Origin of the sequence: Arenimonas sp., assembly GCF_047602345.1 — a bacterium.
GTDB lineage: Bacteria > Pseudomonadota > Gammaproteobacteria > Xanthomonadales > Xanthomonadaceae > Arenimonas.
On sequence record NZ_JASGHN010000006.1, the window covers coordinates 347,897 to 366,890 of the forward strand.

19 protein-coding genes, 1 pseudogene and 1 riboswitch are annotated in these 18,994 nt (G+C 63.9%); of the genes and pseudogenes, 11 read left to right on the forward strand and 9 right to left on the reverse strand.

All coding sequences use genetic code 11. The features are described from left to right. Nucleotides 1–17: 17 nt before the first annotated feature. From serS to QM707_RS06165, 6 genes and pseudogenes are all read right to left on the reverse strand, one after another. Nucleotides 18–1,292, reverse strand: coding sequence for a serine--tRNA ligase (serS, locus tag QM707_RS06140; RefSeq protein ID WP_415000978.1), 1,275 nt, complete (start codon nt 1,290–1,292; stop codon nt 18–20). A gap of 120 nt (nt 1,293–1,412) precedes the next feature. Beyond that, entirely contained in the window at nt 1,413–1,979 is a 567-nt protein-coding gene (locus QM707_RS06145; protein WP_415000979.1) for a hypothetical protein, read from the reverse strand. Nucleotides 1,980–2,039: 60 nt separating this feature from the next. Then, nucleotides 2,040–2,432: a fluoride efflux transporter CrcB gene (gene crcB / locus QM707_RS06150; RefSeq protein WP_415000980.1), complete on the reverse strand. Its 393-nt coding sequence runs from the start codon at nt 2,430–2,432 to the stop codon at nt 2,040–2,042. A gap of 47 nt (nt 2,433–2,479) precedes the next feature. Continuing rightward, nucleotides 2,480–2,541, reverse strand: a riboswitch (Fluoride riboswitch). A 7-nt stretch (nt 2,542–2,548) separates the two neighbouring features. After that, nucleotides 2,549–3,844, reverse strand: a pseudogene (locus QM707_RS06155) (replication-associated recombination protein A); the annotation flags it as partial. A gap of 110 nt (nt 3,845–3,954) precedes the next feature. Continuing rightward, the gene (gene lolA / locus QM707_RS06160) at nt 3,955–4,611 is read right to left on the reverse strand and encodes an outer membrane lipoprotein chaperone LolA (protein WP_415000981.1); all 657 of its coding nucleotides are present in this window, start codon (nt 4,609–4,611) and stop codon (nt 3,955–3,957) included. A gap of 74 nt (nt 4,612–4,685) precedes the next feature. Next, complete coding sequence (locus QM707_RS06165; RefSeq protein WP_415000982.1) at nt 4,686–7,007, reverse strand: DNA translocase FtsK; 2,322 nt, start codon at nt 7,005–7,007, stop codon at nt 4,686–4,688. Nucleotides 7,008–7,182: 175 nt separating this feature from the next. Here QM707_RS06165 and trxB point away from each other — a divergent pair, with 175 nt between their 5' ends. From trxB to QM707_RS06190, 5 genes are all read left to right on the forward strand, one after another. Further along, nucleotides 7,183–8,136 carry a thioredoxin-disulfide reductase gene (gene trxB, locus QM707_RS06170; protein ID WP_415000983.1) on the forward strand — a complete coding sequence of 318 codons (954 nt, stop codon included), beginning with the start codon at nt 7,183–7,185 and terminating at the stop codon, nt 8,134–8,136. Between the two features lie 68 nt (nt 8,137–8,204). Further along, on the forward strand, nt 8,205–9,353 hold the full coding sequence (locus QM707_RS06175; RefSeq protein ID WP_415000984.1) for a GNAT family N-acetyltransferase: 1,149 nt from the start codon (nt 8,205–8,207) through the stop codon (nt 9,351–9,353). Continuing rightward, entirely contained in the window at nt 9,319–10,056 is a 738-nt protein-coding gene (gene aat / locus QM707_RS06180; protein ID WP_415000985.1) for a leucyl/phenylalanyl-tRNA--protein transferase, read from the forward strand. The genes QM707_RS06175 and aat overlap by 35 nt, the downstream gene beginning before the upstream one ends. A 119-nt stretch (nt 10,057–10,175) precedes the next feature. Further along, nucleotides 10,176–11,108 carry an IS1595 family transposase gene (locus QM707_RS06185; RefSeq protein ID WP_415000986.1) on the forward strand — a complete coding sequence of 311 codons (933 nt, stop codon included), beginning with the start codon at nt 10,176–10,178 and terminating at the stop codon, nt 11,106–11,108. Nucleotides 11,109–11,128: 20 nt separating this feature from the next. Next, a complete protein-coding gene (locus QM707_RS06190; RefSeq protein ID WP_415000987.1) occupies nt 11,129–11,281 on the forward strand; it encodes a hypothetical protein in 153 nt (50 codons plus the stop codon). On the opposite strand, the gene QM707_RS06195 is transcribed toward QM707_RS06190, so the two are convergent. Next, entirely contained in the window at nt 11,267–12,127 is an 861-nt protein-coding gene (locus tag QM707_RS06195) for a DUF3800 domain-containing protein (RefSeq protein ID WP_415000988.1), read from the reverse strand. The two genes, QM707_RS06190 and QM707_RS06195, sit on opposite strands and share 15 nt — an antisense overlap. A gap of 124 nt (nt 12,128–12,251) precedes the next feature. On the opposite strand from QM707_RS06195, the gene QM707_RS06200 reads away from it, so the two are divergent. Both QM707_RS06200 and infA read left to right on the forward strand, forming a co-directional pair. Then, on the forward strand, nt 12,252–13,100 hold the full coding sequence (locus QM707_RS06200; protein WP_415000989.1) for a hypothetical protein: 849 nt from the start codon (nt 12,252–12,254) through the stop codon (nt 13,098–13,100). A gap of 182 nt (nt 13,101–13,282) precedes the next feature. Then, nucleotides 13,283–13,501 carry a translation initiation factor IF-1 gene (gene infA, locus QM707_RS06205; protein ID WP_022968666.1) on the forward strand — a complete coding sequence of 73 codons (219 nt, stop codon included), beginning with the start codon at nt 13,283–13,285 and terminating at the stop codon, nt 13,499–13,501. A 67-nt stretch (nt 13,502–13,568) separates the two neighbouring features. Here the strand turns inward: infA and clpA are convergent, their stop codons facing one another. Next, nucleotides 13,569–15,848 carry an ATP-dependent Clp protease ATP-binding subunit ClpA gene (clpA, locus tag QM707_RS06210; protein ID WP_415000990.1) on the reverse strand — a complete coding sequence of 760 codons (2,280 nt, stop codon included), beginning with the start codon at nt 15,846–15,848 and terminating at the stop codon, nt 13,569–13,571. Nucleotides 15,849–15,886: 38 nt separating this feature from the next. Beyond that, nucleotides 15,887–16,213: an ATP-dependent Clp protease adapter ClpS gene (gene clpS / locus QM707_RS06215; RefSeq protein ID WP_415000991.1), complete on the reverse strand. Its 327-nt coding sequence runs from the start codon at nt 16,211–16,213 to the stop codon at nt 15,887–15,889. Between the two features lie 120 nt (nt 16,214–16,333). Between clpS and QM707_RS06220 the strand changes: the two genes are divergently transcribed. The 4 genes from QM707_RS06220 to hflD are packed head-to-tail and all read left to right on the forward strand — an operon-like array spanning nt 16,334 to nt 18,979. After that, nucleotides 16,334–16,804 (forward strand): hypothetical protein, encoded by a 471-nt coding sequence (locus QM707_RS06220; protein WP_415000992.1) that lies wholly within the window; start codon nt 16,334–16,336, stop codon nt 16,802–16,804. Continuing rightward, a complete protein-coding gene (locus QM707_RS06225; RefSeq protein WP_415000993.1) occupies nt 16,801–17,265 on the forward strand; it encodes an NUDIX hydrolase in 465 nt (154 codons plus the stop codon). The genes QM707_RS06220 and QM707_RS06225 overlap by 4 nt, the downstream gene beginning before the upstream one ends. Next, nucleotides 17,262–18,383, forward strand: coding sequence for a tRNA 2-thiouridine(34) synthase MnmA (gene mnmA, locus QM707_RS06230; protein WP_415000994.1), 1,122 nt, complete (start codon nt 17,262–17,264; stop codon nt 18,381–18,383). The genes QM707_RS06225 and mnmA overlap by 4 nt, the downstream gene beginning before the upstream one ends. Next, the gene (gene hflD, locus QM707_RS06235) at nt 18,380–18,979 is read left to right on the forward strand and encodes a high frequency lysogenization protein HflD (protein ID WP_415000995.1); all 600 of its coding nucleotides are present in this window, start codon (nt 18,380–18,382) and stop codon (nt 18,977–18,979) included. The genes mnmA and hflD overlap by 4 nt, the downstream gene beginning before the upstream one ends. The last annotated feature ends 15 nt before the right edge of the window (nt 18,980–18,994 follow it).

Below are 18,994 nucleotides of genomic sequence, written 5' to 3' on the forward strand. Positions count from 1 at the left end.
GGGGGGAGAGAGAGGCATCAGATCGCTGTCGCGCCGCCCATGTAGGGACGCAGCACATCCGGCACGGTGATGCTGCCGTCGGCGTTCTGGTAGTTCTCCATCACGGCGATCAGGGCGCGACCGACCGCCACGCCCGAGCCGTTGAGCGTATGCACGAGCTCGGGCTTGCCGGTGGCGGGATTGCGCCAGCGCGCCTGCATGCGGCGGGCCTGGAAGGCTTCGCAGTTCGAACAGGAAGAGATTTCGCGATACGTGTCCTGCGACGGCAGCCAGACTTCGAGATCGTAGGTCTTGGTCGAACCGAAGCCCATGTCGCCGGTGCACAGCAGCATGCGGCGATACGGCAGACCGAGCTTCTCCAGCACGACCTCGGCGCAGCGCGTCATGCGCTCGTGTTCGTCGTAGCTTTCTTCCGGGCGTGCGATCGACACCAGCTCGACTTTCTCGAACTGGTGCTGGCGGATCATGCCGCGCGTGTCGCGGCCGTGGCTGCCGGCCTCGGCGCGGAAGCACATGGAATGCGCCGTCATGCGCAGCGGTAGGCGCGCTTCATCGACGATCTCGTCGCGCACGATATTCGTCAGCGGCACTTCGGAAGTGGGGATCAGGTAACGACGATCCTCGCCGGAGATCGAGAACAAATCCTCCTCGAACTTCGGCAGCTGGCCGGTGCCGCGCATCGAATCGGCATTCACCAGCAGCGGCACGTTGGTTTCCTGGTAACCGTGTTCGCCGGTATGCAGGTCGAGCATGAACTGCGCCAGCGCGCGATGCATCCGGGCGATGCCGCCGCGCAACACCGTGAAGCGCGCGCCGCTGAGCTTGGCGGCCGTATCACCATCGAGCATGCCGTCGCGCGCGCCGAGTTCGACGTGATCCTTCACCGGGAAATCGAACGCGCGCGGCGTGCCCCAGCGATGCTTCTCCACATTGCCGCTCTCGTCGCCGCCCTTCGGCACCGAGTCGTGCGGAATGTTCGGGATGCCGAGCGCGATGGTTTCGATCTGCGCGCGGATCTCGTCGAGGCGGATTTCGGAGGCCTTCAGTTCGTCGCCGATCCCGGCGACCTCCGCCATCAGGGCCGAGACATCCTCGCCCTTGCCTTTCGCCTGGCCGATCGCCTTCGAGCGCGTATTGCGCAGGTTCTGCAGCTCCTGCGTGCGCGCCTGGATCTGCTTGCGCTCGGCTTCGATTTTTTCGATCGCCGCTACGGGCAATTCGATCCCGCGGCTGACGCGCAGGCGTTCGGCGGTTTCGGCCAACTGGCCGCGGAGCAGGTTCGGATCGAGCATGATTTACCGGATTTTTTGAATAGTCCGGCCAGGGATGGCCGGGCTTTTGTGGAGGGACCCACAAAAAGCAGGCTGCGGCATTATCGCCGCGCCCCGCCATTCCCGGCAAACCAGCGCCTGTTACCGGCCTTTTCGCCCCAGCCACCAGGCCATCGCTGCGCCAGCCAGTCCCCAGCCGATCGCGTATTTCCCCAGCAGCCCCAAGGTGTAGTCGAGCGGGAACATGTACCAGTTCCAGTAAGGCACGCAGACGACCAGCCAGGCGAACACGCCCATCGCCACCGAAGCGAGCACCCGCCGACCGAAGCTGAGCGCGCCCAGCGACAGCAGCCAGGCGGCGAGCAGCGCCGACACGAAATCGGTTGCGAATTGCTTGCCGAGCGTCGGCCCCATGTCGGCGTTGGCCGGGTTGCCGCCCGGCTGATACACGATGAAGGCATAGCCCTGACCCGCCGCCTCGGCAGCCAAGGCCTTCTGCGCAGCCTCGTTCATCATCTTGTCCTGGGTGACGGTCGGCTGGATGTACAGGCCGCCGGCACCGCCATCCTGCTTCAAGGCCGCCAGCGTGGCCTGGTAAGGCGTGCCGTAGCGCACGCCCATGTCGCCGAGGCCCAGGACCATGTGCGACAAGGCGCCCCAGACGAAGAACACGATGCCGCCGACAAGCCCCGCGATCAGAATACGCATTGCCCTCTCCTCCCCGAGTGGTGACCGGAGGCTAGAACGCGGAGGGTCTCGACGCAAGCTTCAGCCGCGCAGGGATTCGCCGAGGCGCGCCCCGAGAAAGACCAACGTCACGCCGCCGAACAGCGAAGCGGCGAGATAGGCCAGCATCAGGTCCAAACGCGCGGCGCGTGCATGGATCAGGGCCTCGACCATCAATGCGGAAAACGTCGTCAAGCCGCCAAGCAACCCCACCATCAGGAAAGCGCGCCAGAGCAACGCGTTCGGCCCGCGCCCTTCGAGCCAAACGAGCAGGAACCCTGCAGCGAAAGCGCCGGCCAGATTGACGATCAAGGTTCCCCAGGGAAATCCATGACCCAGTTGTCGCGTTGCCCAGCCGCCGACAAGAAAGCGGCCCGCGGCGCCCAACGCGCCGCCGCCCATCACGAGCAGGAGTTGCTGCCACCACAGATTCATCGCGCTTCTCCTCGGGAATCGGGGGCGCGAATACCCGCCCCGATCGGGCTTGGGTAGGCATCATCAGCCGGAATGGCGGTTCGGGGAGGATGCCATCTCCCGTACGGCGAGTATGCCTACTCGCTACGAGTGTCGCGAGCGCGACTACGCGCCGCGCGCAGGGCATCGAGTTTTTCCTTCAGCTTCAGCTCCATGCCGCGTTCCACCGGTTGGTAATACAGCCGCGCGCCCATGGCATCGGGAAACAGCGTCTGGTCCAGGGCCACGCCGCCCTCGGCTTCGTGGTCGTAACGATAGCCCTGGCCATAGCCGAGTTCCTTCATCAGCTTCGTCGGCGCATTGCGCAGATGCATCGGCACCTCCTGGGTGCCGAACTCGCGCACGTCGCGCTTCGCTTCGCCGAAGGCCACGTAGGCCGCGTTGGACTTGGCGCAACTGGCGAGGTAGATCACCAGTTGCGCGAGCGCCAGCTCGCCCTCCGGGCTGCCGAGGCGGTCGTAGGCCTCCCAGGCTTCTATCGCCATCTGCAGCGCGCGCGGATCGGCCAGCCCGACGTCCTCGACCGCCATGCGCGTCATGCGCCGGGCGAGGTAGATCGGGTCGCAGCCGCCGTCGAGCATGCGCGCGAACCAGTACAGGGCCGCATCCGGATCGGAGCTGCGCACCGATTTGTGCAGGGCCGAGATCTGGTCGTAGAACTGCTCGCCCTGCTTGTCGAAACGGCGGGTGCGATCGGCCAATACCTGCAGCAAAGTATGGGCGGTGATTTCGCCGCCTTCGTCGCCGGCCAGTTCGCCGGCGATCTCCAGCAAGGTCAGGCCACGACGCACATCGCCGTCGGCGGCCTGGGCGATCGCTGCGAGGTTCTCGTCCGCGATGCGCAGCGCGTTCTTGCCGAGCCCGCGTTCGCTATCCGACAGCGCACGGCGCAAGGTCGCGGCGATGTCGTCGGCACTCACGGCCTCCATCACGTGCACACGGCAGCGAGAGAGCAAGGCGGAGTTGAGTTCGAACGACGGGTTCTCCGTCGTCGCGCCGACGAACAGGATCGAACCGCGTTCGATATGCGGCAGGAAAGCGTCCTGCTGCGCTTTGTTGAATCGGTGCACTTCGTCGACGAACAGCACGGTACGTCGGCCTTCGTTGAATCGCTGCTGCGCCTCGGCGAGCACCTCCCGCACGTCGGGCAGGCCTGAGAGCACGGCGGAAATGGCGTGGAACGCTGCATCGGCGTATTGCGCCAGCAACAGGGCCAGCGTGGTCTTGCCGCAACCGGGCGGCCCCCACAGCACCATCGAATGCATATGGCCGGATTCGATCGCGCGACGCAGCGCCGCGCCCGGCGCGAGCAGACGGCGCTGCCCCACCATCTCGTCGAGATTGGCCGGGCGCATGCGTTCCGCCAGCGGCTTCAGGCCCACGGGCGGCTGGAAAAGGGAATCGTTGGCGACCCGGGACTTGCGCACGGCCCTAGTCTAGCCTGCGAGGCCCGAACGCGGGCTTACGATGATTGCAGCAAGCATCAATCGCGCAACGGCACGACCTTCGCCGCCGGGCTGACCTCGCCGACGACATCCGCGCCCTTCGGCGGCGTGAAACGGAACGTGTCCTTGGCGAAACTCGGGTTACGCGCCCAGTTCGAGAACCCGATCACCGTGCGTTGTCCGAGCGAATCGCTGAACTCCATCCGCACCAGGCCCTTGGGACCGAAGCCGAGTTTCGCCTGCTGGAACGGCGCGTCTTCGGTTTTTTTCGGCGTCAACGTCAACCAGTCCAGGCCGCCCTCTTTGCCGCCTTCGCGCGCAACGAACTGACGCTCGAGTTCGGTGGGATCGATCAGCACCGTCAGCGGACTGCCCTGCTCCTCGAAACTCTGGTTGCGCACGGTGACCTGTTCTAGATCGGGATCGTAGATCCAGATGTGATCGCCATCGGCCACGATCAACTGTTTCGCCGGCGACTGCACTTCCCAACGGAACAGACGCGGCGCGGAGAGCTTCACATTGCCCTTGGTCGCATCGGTCTGGCGGCCATTGGGATCGAACACGCGCTGCTCGAAACTGGCATCCAGGCCCCGGAGATCGCGAGTGAAGGCGGCCAGCTGCTCGCGACCGCCGGCCATGACGGGGGCGGCGAGCACCAGCGAAAACAGTACAAGGGAACGAAGGGAAGTTTTCATGTGCAGGCAGGCTGGGGTTCGGGGCAAGAGTGCCGCAGGCAACATGAACGAAGCCCGGCCCTCGCGATCACGGTTCAGCGCGGAGGCGGAGGCGCCAGGACCGAACGGTCGCCGTTGTGCTCGGGCGGCGACACCACGCCGGCCGCTTCCATGGCTTCGATCAGGCGAGCGGCGCGGTTGTAGCCGATCTTCAAGCGGCGCTGGACGCCGGAGATCGAAGCGCGCCGCGTTTCGGTGACGATCTTGACCGCTTCGTCGTACAAGGGATCGCTCTCGTCGCCGCCCCCGCCGCCGGATTCCGGCAGGCCGGTCGGGCCGACGACGACGCCGTCGCCCATCGTCTGCACTTCCTCGAGAACGCCGGCGATGTAGTCGGTGCCGCCGCCGTGCTGCTTGAGATGCTCGACGACGCGGTGCACTTCCTCGTCGGAGACGAAGGCGCCGTGCACACGCTCGGGCATGGCCGTGCCGGGCGGTAGGTAGAGCATGTCGCCGTGGCCAAGCAGGGTTTCGGCGCCGGATTGGTCGAGAATCGTGCGCGAGTCGATCTTGCTCGACACCTGGAAGGCGATGCGCGTCGGGATGTTCGCCTTGATCAAACCGGTGATCACATCGACCGACGGACGCTGAGTAGCCAGGATCAGGTGGATGCCGGCGGCGCGCGCCTTCTGCGCCAGGCGCGCGATGAGCTCTTCGACCTTCTTGCCGACGATCATCATCATGTCGGCGAATTCGTCGATGAACACGACGATGTAGGGCAGTTCTTCCAGCGGTCGCGGCGCTTCGCCCAGTTCCGGGTTCGGTCGGAACAACGGATCCATCAAGGGTTGGCCGGCATCCTTGGCGTCCTTGACCTTGCGATTGAAACCGGCGAGGTTGCGCACGCCGACCGCCGACATCAGCTTGTAGCGGCGTTCCATCTCCGCCACGCACCAGCGCAGGCCATTCGCCGCTTCCTTCATGTCCGTGACGACCGGCGCGAGCAAATGCGGAATGCCCTGATAGACCGAGAGTTCGAGCATCTTCGGATCGATCATCAGCATTCGCACGTCCTTGGCGCTGGCCTTGTACAACAGGCTCAGCACCATCGCGTTCACGGCGACGGACTTGCCCGAGCCGGTCGTGCCGGCGACGAGCAGATGCGGCATGCGCGCCAGGTCGGCGACGCTGGGGCGACCGCTGATGTCCTTGCCGAGCGCGAGCGTCAGCGGGCTGGGCGACTTGTCGTATTCCTTCGAGCGCAGCAGCTCGGACAGGAAGATCATCTCGCGCTGCGTGTTCGGGATCTCCAGGCCGACGACGGACTTGCCCGGAATCACGTCGACGACGCGCACCGACTTCACCGACAGGCCGCGGGCGATGTCCTTGTCGAGCGAGCTGATCTGGCTGCCCTTCACGCCCGGCGCCGGTTCCATCTCGAAGCGGGTGATCACCGGGCCCGGATAGGCGCCGACCACCTGCACGTCGATGCGGAAATCCTTGAGCTTGAATTCGATCTGCCGCGACAGGGTTTCCAGCGTTTCTTCCGAATAGCCCTTCGGCTGCGGCTTCGGATCGTCGAGCAAGGACAGCGGCGGCAACGATTCGTCGCCGCCGACGTTGAACAGGGGAATCTGCTGCTCGCGCTGCGCACGTTCGGATTTTTCGATGACGGCCTTCGGCGGCGCCTCGATCCTGACCGGCTCGCGCTTGGCGCGTTTTTCGGTTTCGACCTTGCGCACTTCCTCGCGCTCTTCCCGCAGGGCACGGGTACGCTGCCATTCGGCCGCCTGCTGACGACCCTCGCTGAAACGGGCGATCAGCTGCAGGATCTTGCCGCCGATCCAGTCCATCAAAGCGAACCAGCTCAGACCGGTCGCCAGGGTGACCGACAGCATCAGCAACACGAACAGGAACAAGTTCCCGCCCATGCCGCCGAACATGTCGTGCATGGAGCGGCCGGCCAGCTGCCCCAGGATGCCGCCCGATTGCGCCGGTAGATCGATGGCGGGACCGCCGATCAGGTGCAGCAGGCCGGTTGCCGAGATCAGGAAACCGACGATGCCGATCAGGCGCAGCGCGGGGCCGAAGTCCACGCGCCCATCGCCATCGCTGTCCAGGCCGAACAGGGCGATCCAGGCGATGCCGCCCAGGACCAGCGGCAAGGTATAGGCGACGTAACCGAAGAACCAGAAGCCGAGATCGGCCATGTAGGCGCCGACGAGGCCGCCCATGTTGTGCAAGGCGCCGGTCACGCTGCCCGTTCGCGACCAGCCCGGATCGTCGCTCGAGTAGGTGATCAGGCTGGCTAGGAGATAGATCAACAGGGGCGCGATGGCCACCAGTGCGATTTCGCGCCACAGTTTCTGCCGGCCTTCGTCGCCGGCGGTCGCGGTTTTCTCGGAAGAACGGGCCACCGTGAGAATCTGCCTCAGCACATCAATTCAATGCGCTGTTTATACAGCAAAATGTGCAGGAAGTCGTAGGATTTCGGCGCGGCTAGCATAGATGCCCGGCGATCGTCAGCACCTTGATTCGCGACGCCTCGCCCCCCATTCTCCTTCGCTGCCTCCCCGCCCAACGCCAGTCTCCATGAGCGCCTCCAAGCATTGCCAGTTGCTGATCCTCGGTTCCGGCCCGGCCGGCTACTCCGCTGCCGTTTACGCGGCCCGCGCCAATCTCAAGCCAGTGCTCGTCACCGGCCTGCAACAGGGCGGCCAGCTGATGACGACGACCGAAGTCGACAACTGGCCCGGCGATGCGCATGGCCTGATGGGTCCGGACCTGATGACGCGCATGCAGGCGCATGCCGAACGCTTCGAAACCGAAATCATCTTCGACCATATCCACACGGCCGACCTGTCGCGCCGCCCGTTCCGCCTGAAAGGTGACAGCGGCGAGTACACCTGCGATGCGCTGATCATCGCCACCGGCGCCAGCGCCAAGTACCTCGGCATCGAATCCGAGCAGAAGTTCATGGGCCGCGGCGTGTCGGCCTGCGCCACCTGCGACGGTTTCTTCTTCCGCGAGCAGGACGTGGCGGTGATCGGCGGCGGCAATACCGCGGTCGAAGAAGCGCTGTACCTGTCCAACATCGCCCGCAAGGTCTACCTGGTGCATCGCCGCGACAAGCTGCGTGCGGAAAAGATCCTGCAGGACAAGCTCTTCGCCAAGGCGCAGGCCGGCAAGATCGAGCTGATCTGGGACCACACGGTGGACGAGGTGCTCGGCGACGACAGCGGCGTCACCGGCATGCGCATCCGTTCGATGAAGAACGACGCCACCCGCGAGATCCAGCTGCAAGGCTTCTTCGTCGCCATCGGTCATACGCCGAACACCTCGCTGTTCGAAGGTCAGCTCGACATGCGCAACGGCTACCTGACCATCCGATCCGGGCTCGAAGGCAACGCCACGGTAACATCGGTACCGGGCGTGTTCGCCGCCGGCGATGTCGCCGACCAGGTCTACCGCCAGGCCATCACATCCGCCGGTTTCGGCTGCATGGCGGCGCTCGACGCCGAGAAATTCCTGGACAAAGGCGACTAGTTCGCAACGGGCTGCCGATCGGCAAACGACGGCGGTTCATTGCGACGGGTCTGCGCTACCCTGCGTTCATGTCCCGACTGCGCCTGCACACCGGACTCGACGAGATCCCGGCCACGGCGTGGGACGCGCTGCACGACGATGCCAACCCTTTCCTGCGCCACGCCTTCCTGTCCGGCCTGGAGCGGCATGGCTGCCTGCGCGCGCATTGGGGCTGGCGACCGAGGCACGCCGCCTTGTACGACGGCGACGAGTTGATCGCAGCGGCGCCCGCCTACGAAAAGACCAATTCGCATGGCGAGTTCGTGTTCGACCACGCCTGGGCGCAGGCGTATGCGCGCGCAGGGCTCGACTACTACCCCAAGTGGCTGGCCGCCGTGCCCTATTCGCCGGTGACGGGCCCACGATTGCTGGCGCGTGACGGCGCCTCCAGGCATGCGCTCGTCGACGCCATGCGAGCGCGGAGCGAAGACGCCGGCGAGTCCTCGCTGCACGTCAACTTCCTGCCCGAGGGCGAACTCGATGCCTTCGACGATGCCTGGCTGGCCCGTGGCGACGTGCAATTCCACTGGCGTAACCCGGGAGACTGGCACGACTTCGATGATTTCCTCGCCGCGCTCGAGAGCAAGAAGCGCAAGAACATCCGCCAGGAACGCCAACGCGTTCGTCGCGCCGGCATCGCTTTTCGCTGCGTCCACGGCGATGAGGCCAGCGGAACGGACCTGGCTGCGATGCATGCGTTCTACTGCGCCACGCAACAGGCCTACGGCAACCATCCGGCCCTGACCCTGCCTTTCCTGCAGCATCTTGCCGAAACCATGCCGCGCGCACTGGTGCTGATGCTGGCCGAACGCGACGGACAGGCCATTGCCGGCGCGCTCTGCCTGCGCGGTCGCGGCGCCTTGTACGGGCGTTACTGGGGCACGACCGAGAACCACCCAGGCTTGCATTTCGAGACCTGCTACTACCAGGGCATCGACTATTGCCTGCGCGAAGGCCTGCGCGTCTTCGAACCCGGCGCCCAGGGCGAGCACAAGATCGCCCGAGGCTTCCTGCCCGTACTCACCCATAGTCGACATCACGTCGCGGATCCGCGCTTCGCCGAAGCGCTGCGTCCCTGGTGCGCGGAGGAGCGCGAGTCGGTTCTACGCTATCGTGACCTGGTCCTCGCCCACAGCCCCTACCGTGAGTCGCCTCCCGATCGCCTTGCTGGACCCTGACCCACACGCGCCGTTCCCGCCGGCGCAACGGGCCCTGCGCGAACCGGACGGCTTGCTGGCGGCAGGCGGCGACCTCAGTCCGATCCGGCTGTTGAATGCCTACCGACACGGCATCTTCCCGTGGTACTCGCAGGGTCAGCCGATCCTGTGGTGGTGCCCGGCGCAACGCAGCGTGTTCGCCAGCGACGGCGTCCGTCTCTCGTCGCGCTTTCGCCGGTCGCTGAAAAAAAGCAGGTGGACGGTCCGCGCCGATAGCGCTTTCGCCGAAGTGATCGCGGCCTGCGCGGTCGCACCGCGCCCAGGACAGGACGGCACCTGGATCACCGACGCGATGATGCGCGCCTATGTCGAGATGCATCGCCTCGGTCATGCGCACAGCATCGAAGTCTTCGATGGCGACCGGCTCGTCGGCGGTCTTTACGGCGTCGCGATCGGCAGGATGTTCTTCGGCGAGAGCATGTTCAGCGCCGAATCCGGCGGGTCGAAGATCGCGCTGGCCATGTTGGGACGGATGCTGAGCGCCTGGGGCTGGCCCTGGATCGATGCCCAGGTGGAAAACGAGCACACGCGTTCGCTGGGCAGCCTGCGCATGCCGCGTGCCGAGTTCCTGCCCCTGGTCGCGCGCCAGACCGGGCTGGCCGAGCCGGCCGGCACCTGGACCGAGCGATGGGGCGTGCAGGCCGCAGCAACGATGGCCGACTGAGGCCTGGGCGACCGTCTCGTGCCGGCCATAGCCGGCTGATTTAACTGAATTTTTGACGATATTATACTTGACGTACCCAAATTCTAGGCGCATGATTCCTCCATACCCGGAGCAAAGTCATGTCCATCCTGTCCGCCGCCCATTTCCATAACGAAGAAGCCGCCTACGCTTTCGTGGAAGCCCGGCTGTGGCCGAATGGCCCGGCCTGCCCGCACTGCGGCTCCATGGAGCGTATCGGCAAGCTGAACGGCACCAGCACCCGTATCGGTGCCCACAAGTGCTACGACTGTCGTAAGCCCTTCACCGTGAAGGTGGGGACTATCTTTGAGTCCAGCCACGTTCCGATGCGCCTGTGGCTGCAGGCTATCTTCCTGATCGCCTCCAGCAAAAAGGGCATCAGCTCCAACCAGCTTCACCGCACCCTTGGGATCACCCTGAAGTCGGCGTGGTTCCTGTCCCACCGTGTCCGCGAGGCCATGAAGGGCGGCACCTTGGAGCGTTTCGGGAAGGGCGGCGGCATCGTGGAAGTGGACGAGGCGTTCATTGGCAACGACCGCACCATCAAGCCCCATGGCGAGAAGAAGGGTCGCGGCTACCACCACAAGAACAAGGTACTGACCGTGGTGGATCGCACCACCAAACAGGCCCGCTCGCTGGTCGTGGATGATGTGAAGTCCTCCACCCTGATCCCGTTGATTCAGGCCCAGGTTGACCGCTCGGCCATCGTGATGACCGACGAGGCGACCCAATACCGCTCCCTGCATCGCAGCTTCGCCAAGCACCACTACGTCTCCCACATCGCTGGGGAGTACGTGCGCATGGACAACCCGACCATCCACACCAACACCGTGGAAGGGTTCTTCTCGGTGTTCAAGCGTGGCATGAAGGGCGTCTACCAGCATTGCGGACATAATCACCTGAACCGTTATCTCGCTGAATTCGATTTCCGTTACAACAACCGCGTCAAACTGGGCGTGGACGATACCGAGCGGGCTGAACGCCTATTGCAGGGCGTCATCGGTAAGCGCCTCACGTATCGGCGGACTAATTGAGGAAGAGCCTTGGAGGAAACGTGGCCGAAAGCAAAAAGCCAAAACCTGACGATCCCGAACAATCGAAACGCTTTGAGGAAACCGCTAAGGAACTTGGCGTGGACGAGAGCGGGAAAGCGTTTGAGAAGGCCATGAAGAAGGTTGCCAAGAAGCCGAAGCTACCAGCGAAATAGGCGCCTTACCCTTTCGACTAGCGAGGACTTGTGCTGCTGCTCGTCTCTCGCCATGGCTTCGCGCGCATCCTTCTTGAACTTTCGCCAAAACTTAGCGCTTTGCACATCTAGCGTGCCGACAACTTTCGCCATATTGGTTGCCCACTCCGGCAACGCATCATCAAGTTCCGAGACGCCATGAAACTGACTAACAATCGGGATAGCGTCTAGGCTCGGGTCGTTCCATGAACCCTTTGTTTCATGCGTTCTTCGCAGATGCCACGCCAACATGTCCGCTGCCTGTAACGGATAGTAGGACTTGTCGTCCCTGAAAATTGGTTTGTGAGCGATAGCATCCCTTGTCTGTTTAGGGAGATCCTTTTTCATGTGGTCAAACAAGAGTGTCATGTCGTCCTCAACGCCGTCTTGAGAATCAAAGATGAATTCGATCTTGGAGCCGTCATTCAATCTCCCGACCTGGGCAGCAAGTGACGAAACAAGAAGGTAGTTTAGGAGGAAGTTGGCGCTACCAAGTCCGCGAGGGGCTACAGCCTTCAGCGCGTCCCATTCAGCTCCACGGCCTACGGATACATGGAACGAATGGGGAGAGAAGTGACGAATGACCCGCTGAAGGCCGCGCAATTTTTCGTCTCTTTCTATCTCACTCCAGCCCTTGAACTCCCCGGCAAACGAGAATGCCTCCGACATCTTGAGATACTGAATGCGGCGCCCAGCTCGCAGCTCGTCATACCACGCATCAGAGAACAACGCCCAATCGAGAGCCGACGCGGTGTAGGCCGCGATGAACAGGCGCTTGTCGCCGGATATACATCCAGAGTCGTCAGCATAGGCGCGCCAGAATCCCAAGGGCTTTTCCTCGCGTATGCCTGTAGGGTATCCGCAAACGAACCCGAATATTTCTTGCGCCCCAGGTGAGCGGAGGCTTGTCCAAACCGGCCTCATTTCCCAGCGCCCTTGGTGGAGCGGTAGGATGCCGGCAGGCTATTTGGGGAGGCCAGATATGCGCGCTCTAGTCCTTGTCGGATTGCTGGCGGTTTCGGGGTGGGCGATCGCTTCACAGCCACCACCTCCAGCTCCATCGGAAACCGCTGGAAAGCCACAGCAGGACGGCGCTAAGACTGAGAGCGCCGCCACCGTATATGAGGCTAAGCCCGACCCGCTTGTTTCCGCCGTAGAAGCGATCCCATCCGCGCTGGTAAAGGAAGCATCCGAGGAGAAACGCCGAGAGGGCCGCGACTATACGGACTCGGAATGGTGGTTGGTTTACCTCACCGCCGCGTTGGCTGTGATAACCGGAGTCCTCGCCGCTTGGACTGGCATGCTCTGGAGCGCCACGAAAAAGATGGGCAAGGAAGCCAAGGACGCTGCTAATGCAGCGAAAGACGCGATGATTGCTTCCGAGCGTGCGTACGTTTTCGCTGGATCGTCCGAGAGGTTCGGCCTCAACACCATGAAGGACCATCTGCCTTTCGGCTTTTCCAACGAAGGGAGAACGCCCGCCGTTATTGTCGAAATGGTTTTCTACCCTGACATTCGGAAAGAAGCGCCCACTTCCATTTCCCTGACAAACACCAACCGACTTCCACCGGGAATAACGATCAAGTCCGGTAAGGACTACCCAGTGGCAGGCGGCCTGATCGTTCCAGAAAAGGACTTGACCGCCATCCAGAAAGGCGAGGTCAAGCTCTACATCGTCGGCAGAATCATCTACCGAGACGTATTCCAAGTGGAGCGAATAACCAGTTTCTGCTGGGAATACGACATCCACCGAGGCGGTCTCAAAATGACTGCCGAGTGCGACATGAACTTCATGTCCTAGGCCCCAAAGGGCTGCCACCAACAGGGGAAAGGCGTTCAATCACCTAACCCCCTTGGGGCGGCTTGGCCCCTTCCGGCGCTTCCCGTGGGTACGGGAAGTATAATATCGCGGAATTTTTGCGCAGGCGGGCCGGACATGGCATGATGCGCGGCTTCCGACGCCCCGGCCCCCTTGTAGACCGCATGTCCAAAGACGATTCCATCGAATTCGAAGGCACCATCCTGGAAACCCTGCCGAACACCGTGTTCCGGGTGAAACTCGAGAATGGCCATGTGATCACCGCCCACATCTCCGGGCGCATGCGCAAGAACTACATCCGCATCCTGACGGGCGACAAGGTCAAGGTCGAAATGACCCCTTACGACCTGACCAAGGGCCGCATCACCTACCGCATGAAGTAAGCGCGGCGGCATCCCAAGAAAAACGGCGACCCTCGGGTCGCCGTTTTCATTTGCGCTTTCGCATGGATCATTCGACCGTCGCCGGCAACAGCTTTTCCGGCTCGGCCTGCGACTCGACGATCAGTTCGCCGTCGCGCACGTCGACGCTCACGCGACCGCCGTTGACCAGCTTGCCGAACAACAGCTCGTCGGCCAGCGGGCGCTTGATGCGGTCCTGCAACAGGCGCGACATCGGGCGCGCGCCCATCTGCGGGTCGAAGCCTTGCTCGGCCAGCCACTGGCGCGCGGCCGGCGTGGCATTGAGCGAGACATGCTTCTCGTGCAGTTGGGTTTCGAGTTCGATCAGGAACTTGTCGACCACGCGCAGGATGTGCTCGAAGCCCAGGCCCTGGAACTGGATCACGGCATCGAGGCGGTTGCGGAACTCCGGCGTGAACGCCTTGCGGATGACTTCCATCGCGTCCGTCGAATGGTTCTGTTCCACGAAACCGATCGTACGGCGGGCCGCCTGCGCGGCGCCGGCATTGGTCGTCATCACGATCACGACGTTCTTGAAGTTCGCTTCGCGCCCGTTGGTGTCGGTCAGCACGCCACGATCCATGATCTGCAACAGGATGTTGTAGACGTCCGGATGCGCCTTTTCGATTTCGTCGAGCAGCAGCACGCAGTGCGGCGTCTTGACGATCTTCTCGGTCAACAGGCCGCCCTGGTCGAAGCCGACATAGCCCGGGGGCGCGCCGATCAGGCGACTCACCGAGTGGGCTTCCATGTACTCGGACATGTCGAAACGCACCAGCTCGATGCCGAGTTGCATGGCCAGCTGCTTGGTAACTTCGGTCTTGCCGACGCCGGTCGGACCGGCGAACAGGAAGTTGCCGATCGGCTTGTCGGGATTGCCCAAGCCCGAGCGCGCCAGCTTGATCGCCGACACCAGGGTTTCGATGGCCGGGTCCTGGCCAAAAATGACCATCTTCAGGTTGCGCTCGAGGTTCTTCAGCACATCCTTGTCGGAAGCGCTGACCTGCTTGGTCGGGATGCGCGCCATCTTGGCCACGATCAGCTCGACCTCCTCGACATCGATCACGCGCTTGCGCTCATCCTCGTTGCGCAGGCGCTGGCGGGCACCGGCCTCGTCGATGACGTCGATGGCCTTGTCCGGCAGCAGGCGGTCGTTGATGTGCTTGACCGACAGATCGACCGCTGCCTGGATGGCATCGGCGCTGTATTCGACCTCGTGATGCAGCTCGAAGCGCGGCTTCAGGCCGGTCAGGATGGCGACGGCTTCGGCGATCGAAGGCTCTACGACGTCGATTTTCTGGAAACGACGGGCCAGCGCGCGGTCCTTCTCGAACACGCCGCGGTATTCCTGGAACGTCGTCGATCCGATGCAGCGCAGCTCGCCGCTCTGCAGGACCGGCTTGATCAGGTTGGAGGCGTCCATGGTGCCGCCGGAAGCCGAGCCGGCGCCGATGATCGTATGGATCTCGTCGATGAACAGGATCGCCCGCGGCTCCTTCTTGAGCTGCGAGATCACGCCTTTCAGGCGCTTCTCGAAATCGCCGCGATACTTCGTGCCGGCGACCAGGGCGCCAAGGTCGAGCGAATAGATGATCGCGTCCTTCAGCACCTCGGGCACCTTGCCCTCGACGATGCGCCAGGCCAGGCCCTCGGCCAGGGCCGTCTTGCCCACGCCGGATTCGCCGACGTAAAGCGGGTTGTTCTTGCGGCGGCGGCAGAGCACCTGGATCGTGCGCTCGACTTCGTCCTCACGGCCGATCAGCGGGTCGATCTTGCCTTCGCGCGCCAGGTCGTTGAGGTTGCTGGCGAACTCCTGCAGCGGGTTGCCGCGCGGTTCGTCGCCGCCTTCGGCATCGGGCTTGTCTTCCTGCACCGGCTTGCTCTCGGCGCCATCGCTGATCTTGGCGATGCCGTGCGACAGATAGTTGACGACGTCGAGGCGGGTGATGTCCTGCTGCTGCAGCAGGTAGACGGCATGCGAGTCCTTCTCGCCGAAGATCGCCACCAGCACATTGGCGCCGGTGACTTCCTTCTTGCCGGAGCTCTGCACGTGATACACGGCGCGTTGCAGCACGCGCTGGAAACCGAGCGTGGGCTGGGTGTCGCGGGCGTCGCCGGCCGGCAGCACCGGCACGCTGTCGTTGATGACCTGGTGCAGGCCTTCGGCGAGCTTGCCGTTGTTGTAGCCGCAGGCCTTGAGCACAGCGACCGCCGCCGGGTTCTCCAGCAGGGCCAGAAGCAGGTGCTCGACCGTCATGAATTCGTGACGGGCTTCGCGCGCCTGCTTGTAACACTGGCCGATGGTGTACTCGAGATCCTTGCTGAACATGGGTCACTCCGGGAGGTTTCTCCCCATATGGAGGCAGCCTAGGCTTTTTCCATGGTGCATAACAGGGGATGCTGGTGCGTGCGGGAGAACTCGTTGACCTGGGTCACCTTCGATTCAGCCACATCGCGCGTAAAGACGCCGCAAACGCCCTTGCCGCGGGTGTGGACATGCAACATCACCTGGGTGGCCTTTTCGCGGTTCATCGCGAAGAACACCTGCAGCACTTCCACCACGAAATCCATCGGGGTGAAGTCGTCGTTCATCAGCAGGACCCGATACAGGGAGGGCGGCTGCACCTCGGGTTTGGCCGTCTGTACGGCCAGACCGTAGTCGTGTTCGGTTTCCGGAGTCTTTTTTCGGGCCATGCGACAAGTATAGATCGGGGCGGCGGCCTGGAAAGCCAAGGCCGCATGGACGCCGGGCCGTCCTGCCGACACAATGGCCTTTCCCCACCTGGAGGCAGGCCCATGTCACTGACGAGATCCATGCTTCTGACAGCTGTAGCGGCAGCGCTGTTCGCATCGACCTTCCCGATCGAAGCCGCCGGCGGTTCGGCCGACCCGAAGATCAAGGCCCAGCTCGACCAGAAGAAGACGCCGTACAAGATAGACGAAGACGGCGATTTCAGGATCACCGTTCGCCTGCAGAGCGGCCGTACGCAGCTCGTATGGGTGCGATCTGCGGTCGAGAGCGCCGGCACGTTTTCCGTGCGGGAGATCTGGTCCCCGGGTTATCAGGCCCCGGCGGACGATTTTTCCGCCACCATCGCCAACCTGCTGCTGACCAAGAGCGACCGACTGAAGATGGGCTCCTGGGTGAAGCAGAAGAACATGGCCATGCTGGTGGTGAAGATTCCGGCCAATGCGACCGCCGACCAGTTGGACGACGCAGTGGACTACGCCGCAGCGGCGGCCGACGAACTGGAGTCGGAATTGACCGGCAAGGACGATCTTTGAGTTATCGCGAAGGCCAGTTCTGGCAACCGGACGTCACCGTCGCCGCCTTGGTCGTGCGCGACGGTCGCCTGTTGATGGTCGAGGAGCGCGTGCGCGGAGCGCTCGTGCTCAACCAGCCGGCCGGGCATCTGGAGCCGGACGAAACCCTGATCGATGCGGCCAGGCGCGAAACGCTCGAGGAAACCGGCTGGGAGGTCGAACCCACGGCCTTCGTTGGCGCGTATCAATGGAAATCGCCCGATACCGGGCGACATTACCTGCGTATGGCCTTCGAAGCCGCGGCGCAACGGCACCATCCCGACCGCGCGCTCGACGAAGGCATCGAACGCGCGTTGTGGCTGGCGCCTGCCGAGCTGCTGGCGGCTCGCGAACGTCATCGCAGCCCCCTGGTCTGGCGCGTCGTCGAGGATTTCCTCGGCGGTCGTCGCTATCCACTGGGCGCACTCAACCATCTGCCATGAGTGCGGCCGCGCGTGTGATCGTGGGCGTCTCCGGCGGCGTGGACTCGTCGGTCGCCGCCTGCCTGCTGCAATCGCAGGGCGAATCGATCGCCGGCCTGTTCATGCAGAACTGGGACGATGATGAGACTGGCGATTGCCGCGCCGAAGACGACCGCCGCGATGCACTGGCGGTCTGCGGACGCCTGGGCATCGCCTTCCATGCGCGCAACTTCGCCCGCGAATACTGGTCGGGCGTGTTCGAACATTTCCTCGGCGAGTATCGCGCTGGCCGCACGCCGAACCCGGATGTGCTGTGCAACCGCGAAATCAAGTTCAAGACCTTCCTGGACGAAGCCCGCGGGCTCGGTGCGGAACGCATCGCGACGGGCCACTACGCCCAGGTCGCCCAACGCGAGGGGCGCTGGTGCCTGCTGCGCGGCGCCGACGGTGACAAGGACCAGAGCTATTTCCTGCACCAGCTCGGACAGGAGCAACTGGCCGCGACCCTTTTCCCGATCGGCCACCTGCCCAAGCGCGAGGTGCGCCGACTGGCGACCGAAGCCGGCCTGCCGACGGCGAAGAAGAAGGATTCCACCGGCATTTGCTTCATCGGCGAACGGGATTTCCGCCAGTTCCTGTCGCAGTACATTCCGGCGCGACGCGGCGAGATCCGCAGCGTCGAAGGCGACCGGCTGGGCGAACACGAGGGCGTTTTCTACTACACGCTCGGCCAGCGCGAAGGCCTGCACATCGGCGGCGTGAAAGGCCGCGCGGCCGCACCCTGGTTCGTCGTCGGCAAGGACGTGGCCAGCAACCTGTTGATCGTCGACCAGGGCGGCGACAGCGACTGGTTGATGTCGCGGACCCTGGACAGCGAACCGGCGCACTGGATCGCCGGTTCGCCGCCCGCGGCGCGTTTCGAATGCACGGCCAAGACACGCTACCGCCAACGCGACGAAGCCTGCGAGGTTTCGCTGCGCGACGATGGCGGCGTCAGCGTCCGCTTCGCCTCGCCGCAGCGGGCCGTGACGCCCGGCCAATCGGTCGTCTTCTACCGCGACGACGAATGCCTCGGCGGCGCCGTGATCCTGCGCACCGATGCGCGCTTCGAGTCCGAACAAAGGATGCTTGCGGCATGAAGGACCGCGTCATCGCTCTCGCCGGCCTGCTGCAGGCCATTCGCCTGGTGCAGCAGATGGCCAACAACGGGCAATCCGAAACCAGGCCCATGGCCGCCTGCATGGACAGCCTGTTCCGATTCGACGCCGATTCGGCCGAAGACATCTACGGCGGCGTCGCCGGCGTCGAGACCGGCCTGCGCCGGCTGATCGCGCAACTCGACGGCAGCGATCGCGATACGACGCAAACTCGCATCGCCATGAACCTGCTGCAGCTCGAGCGCCGGTTCATCGCCAGCCCCCAGGTCGTCGAAGCCCTGCGCCGCGATCTCGATGCCATCCAGCCCGAACGGGCGCAGTTGGGTTCGACGCATCCGACCATACTGGCGAAGCTGGGCGACCTCTACGCCAACCGCATCAGTCCGCTGGGCGCGCGCGTTCTGGTGCAGGGCAATCCGGTCTATCTTTCGCAGGCCTCGGTGGTCGGCGAGGTGCGTGCCGCCCTGCTGGCCGCGTTGCGCGCCGCCGTGCTCTGGCGCCAGGTGGGAGGCAGTTACTGGGATTTCCTCTGGTCGCGGCGAACCATGGCCGAAACGGCGCGCGAACTGCTGGGCTGAGGCTGTTCCAAGGGT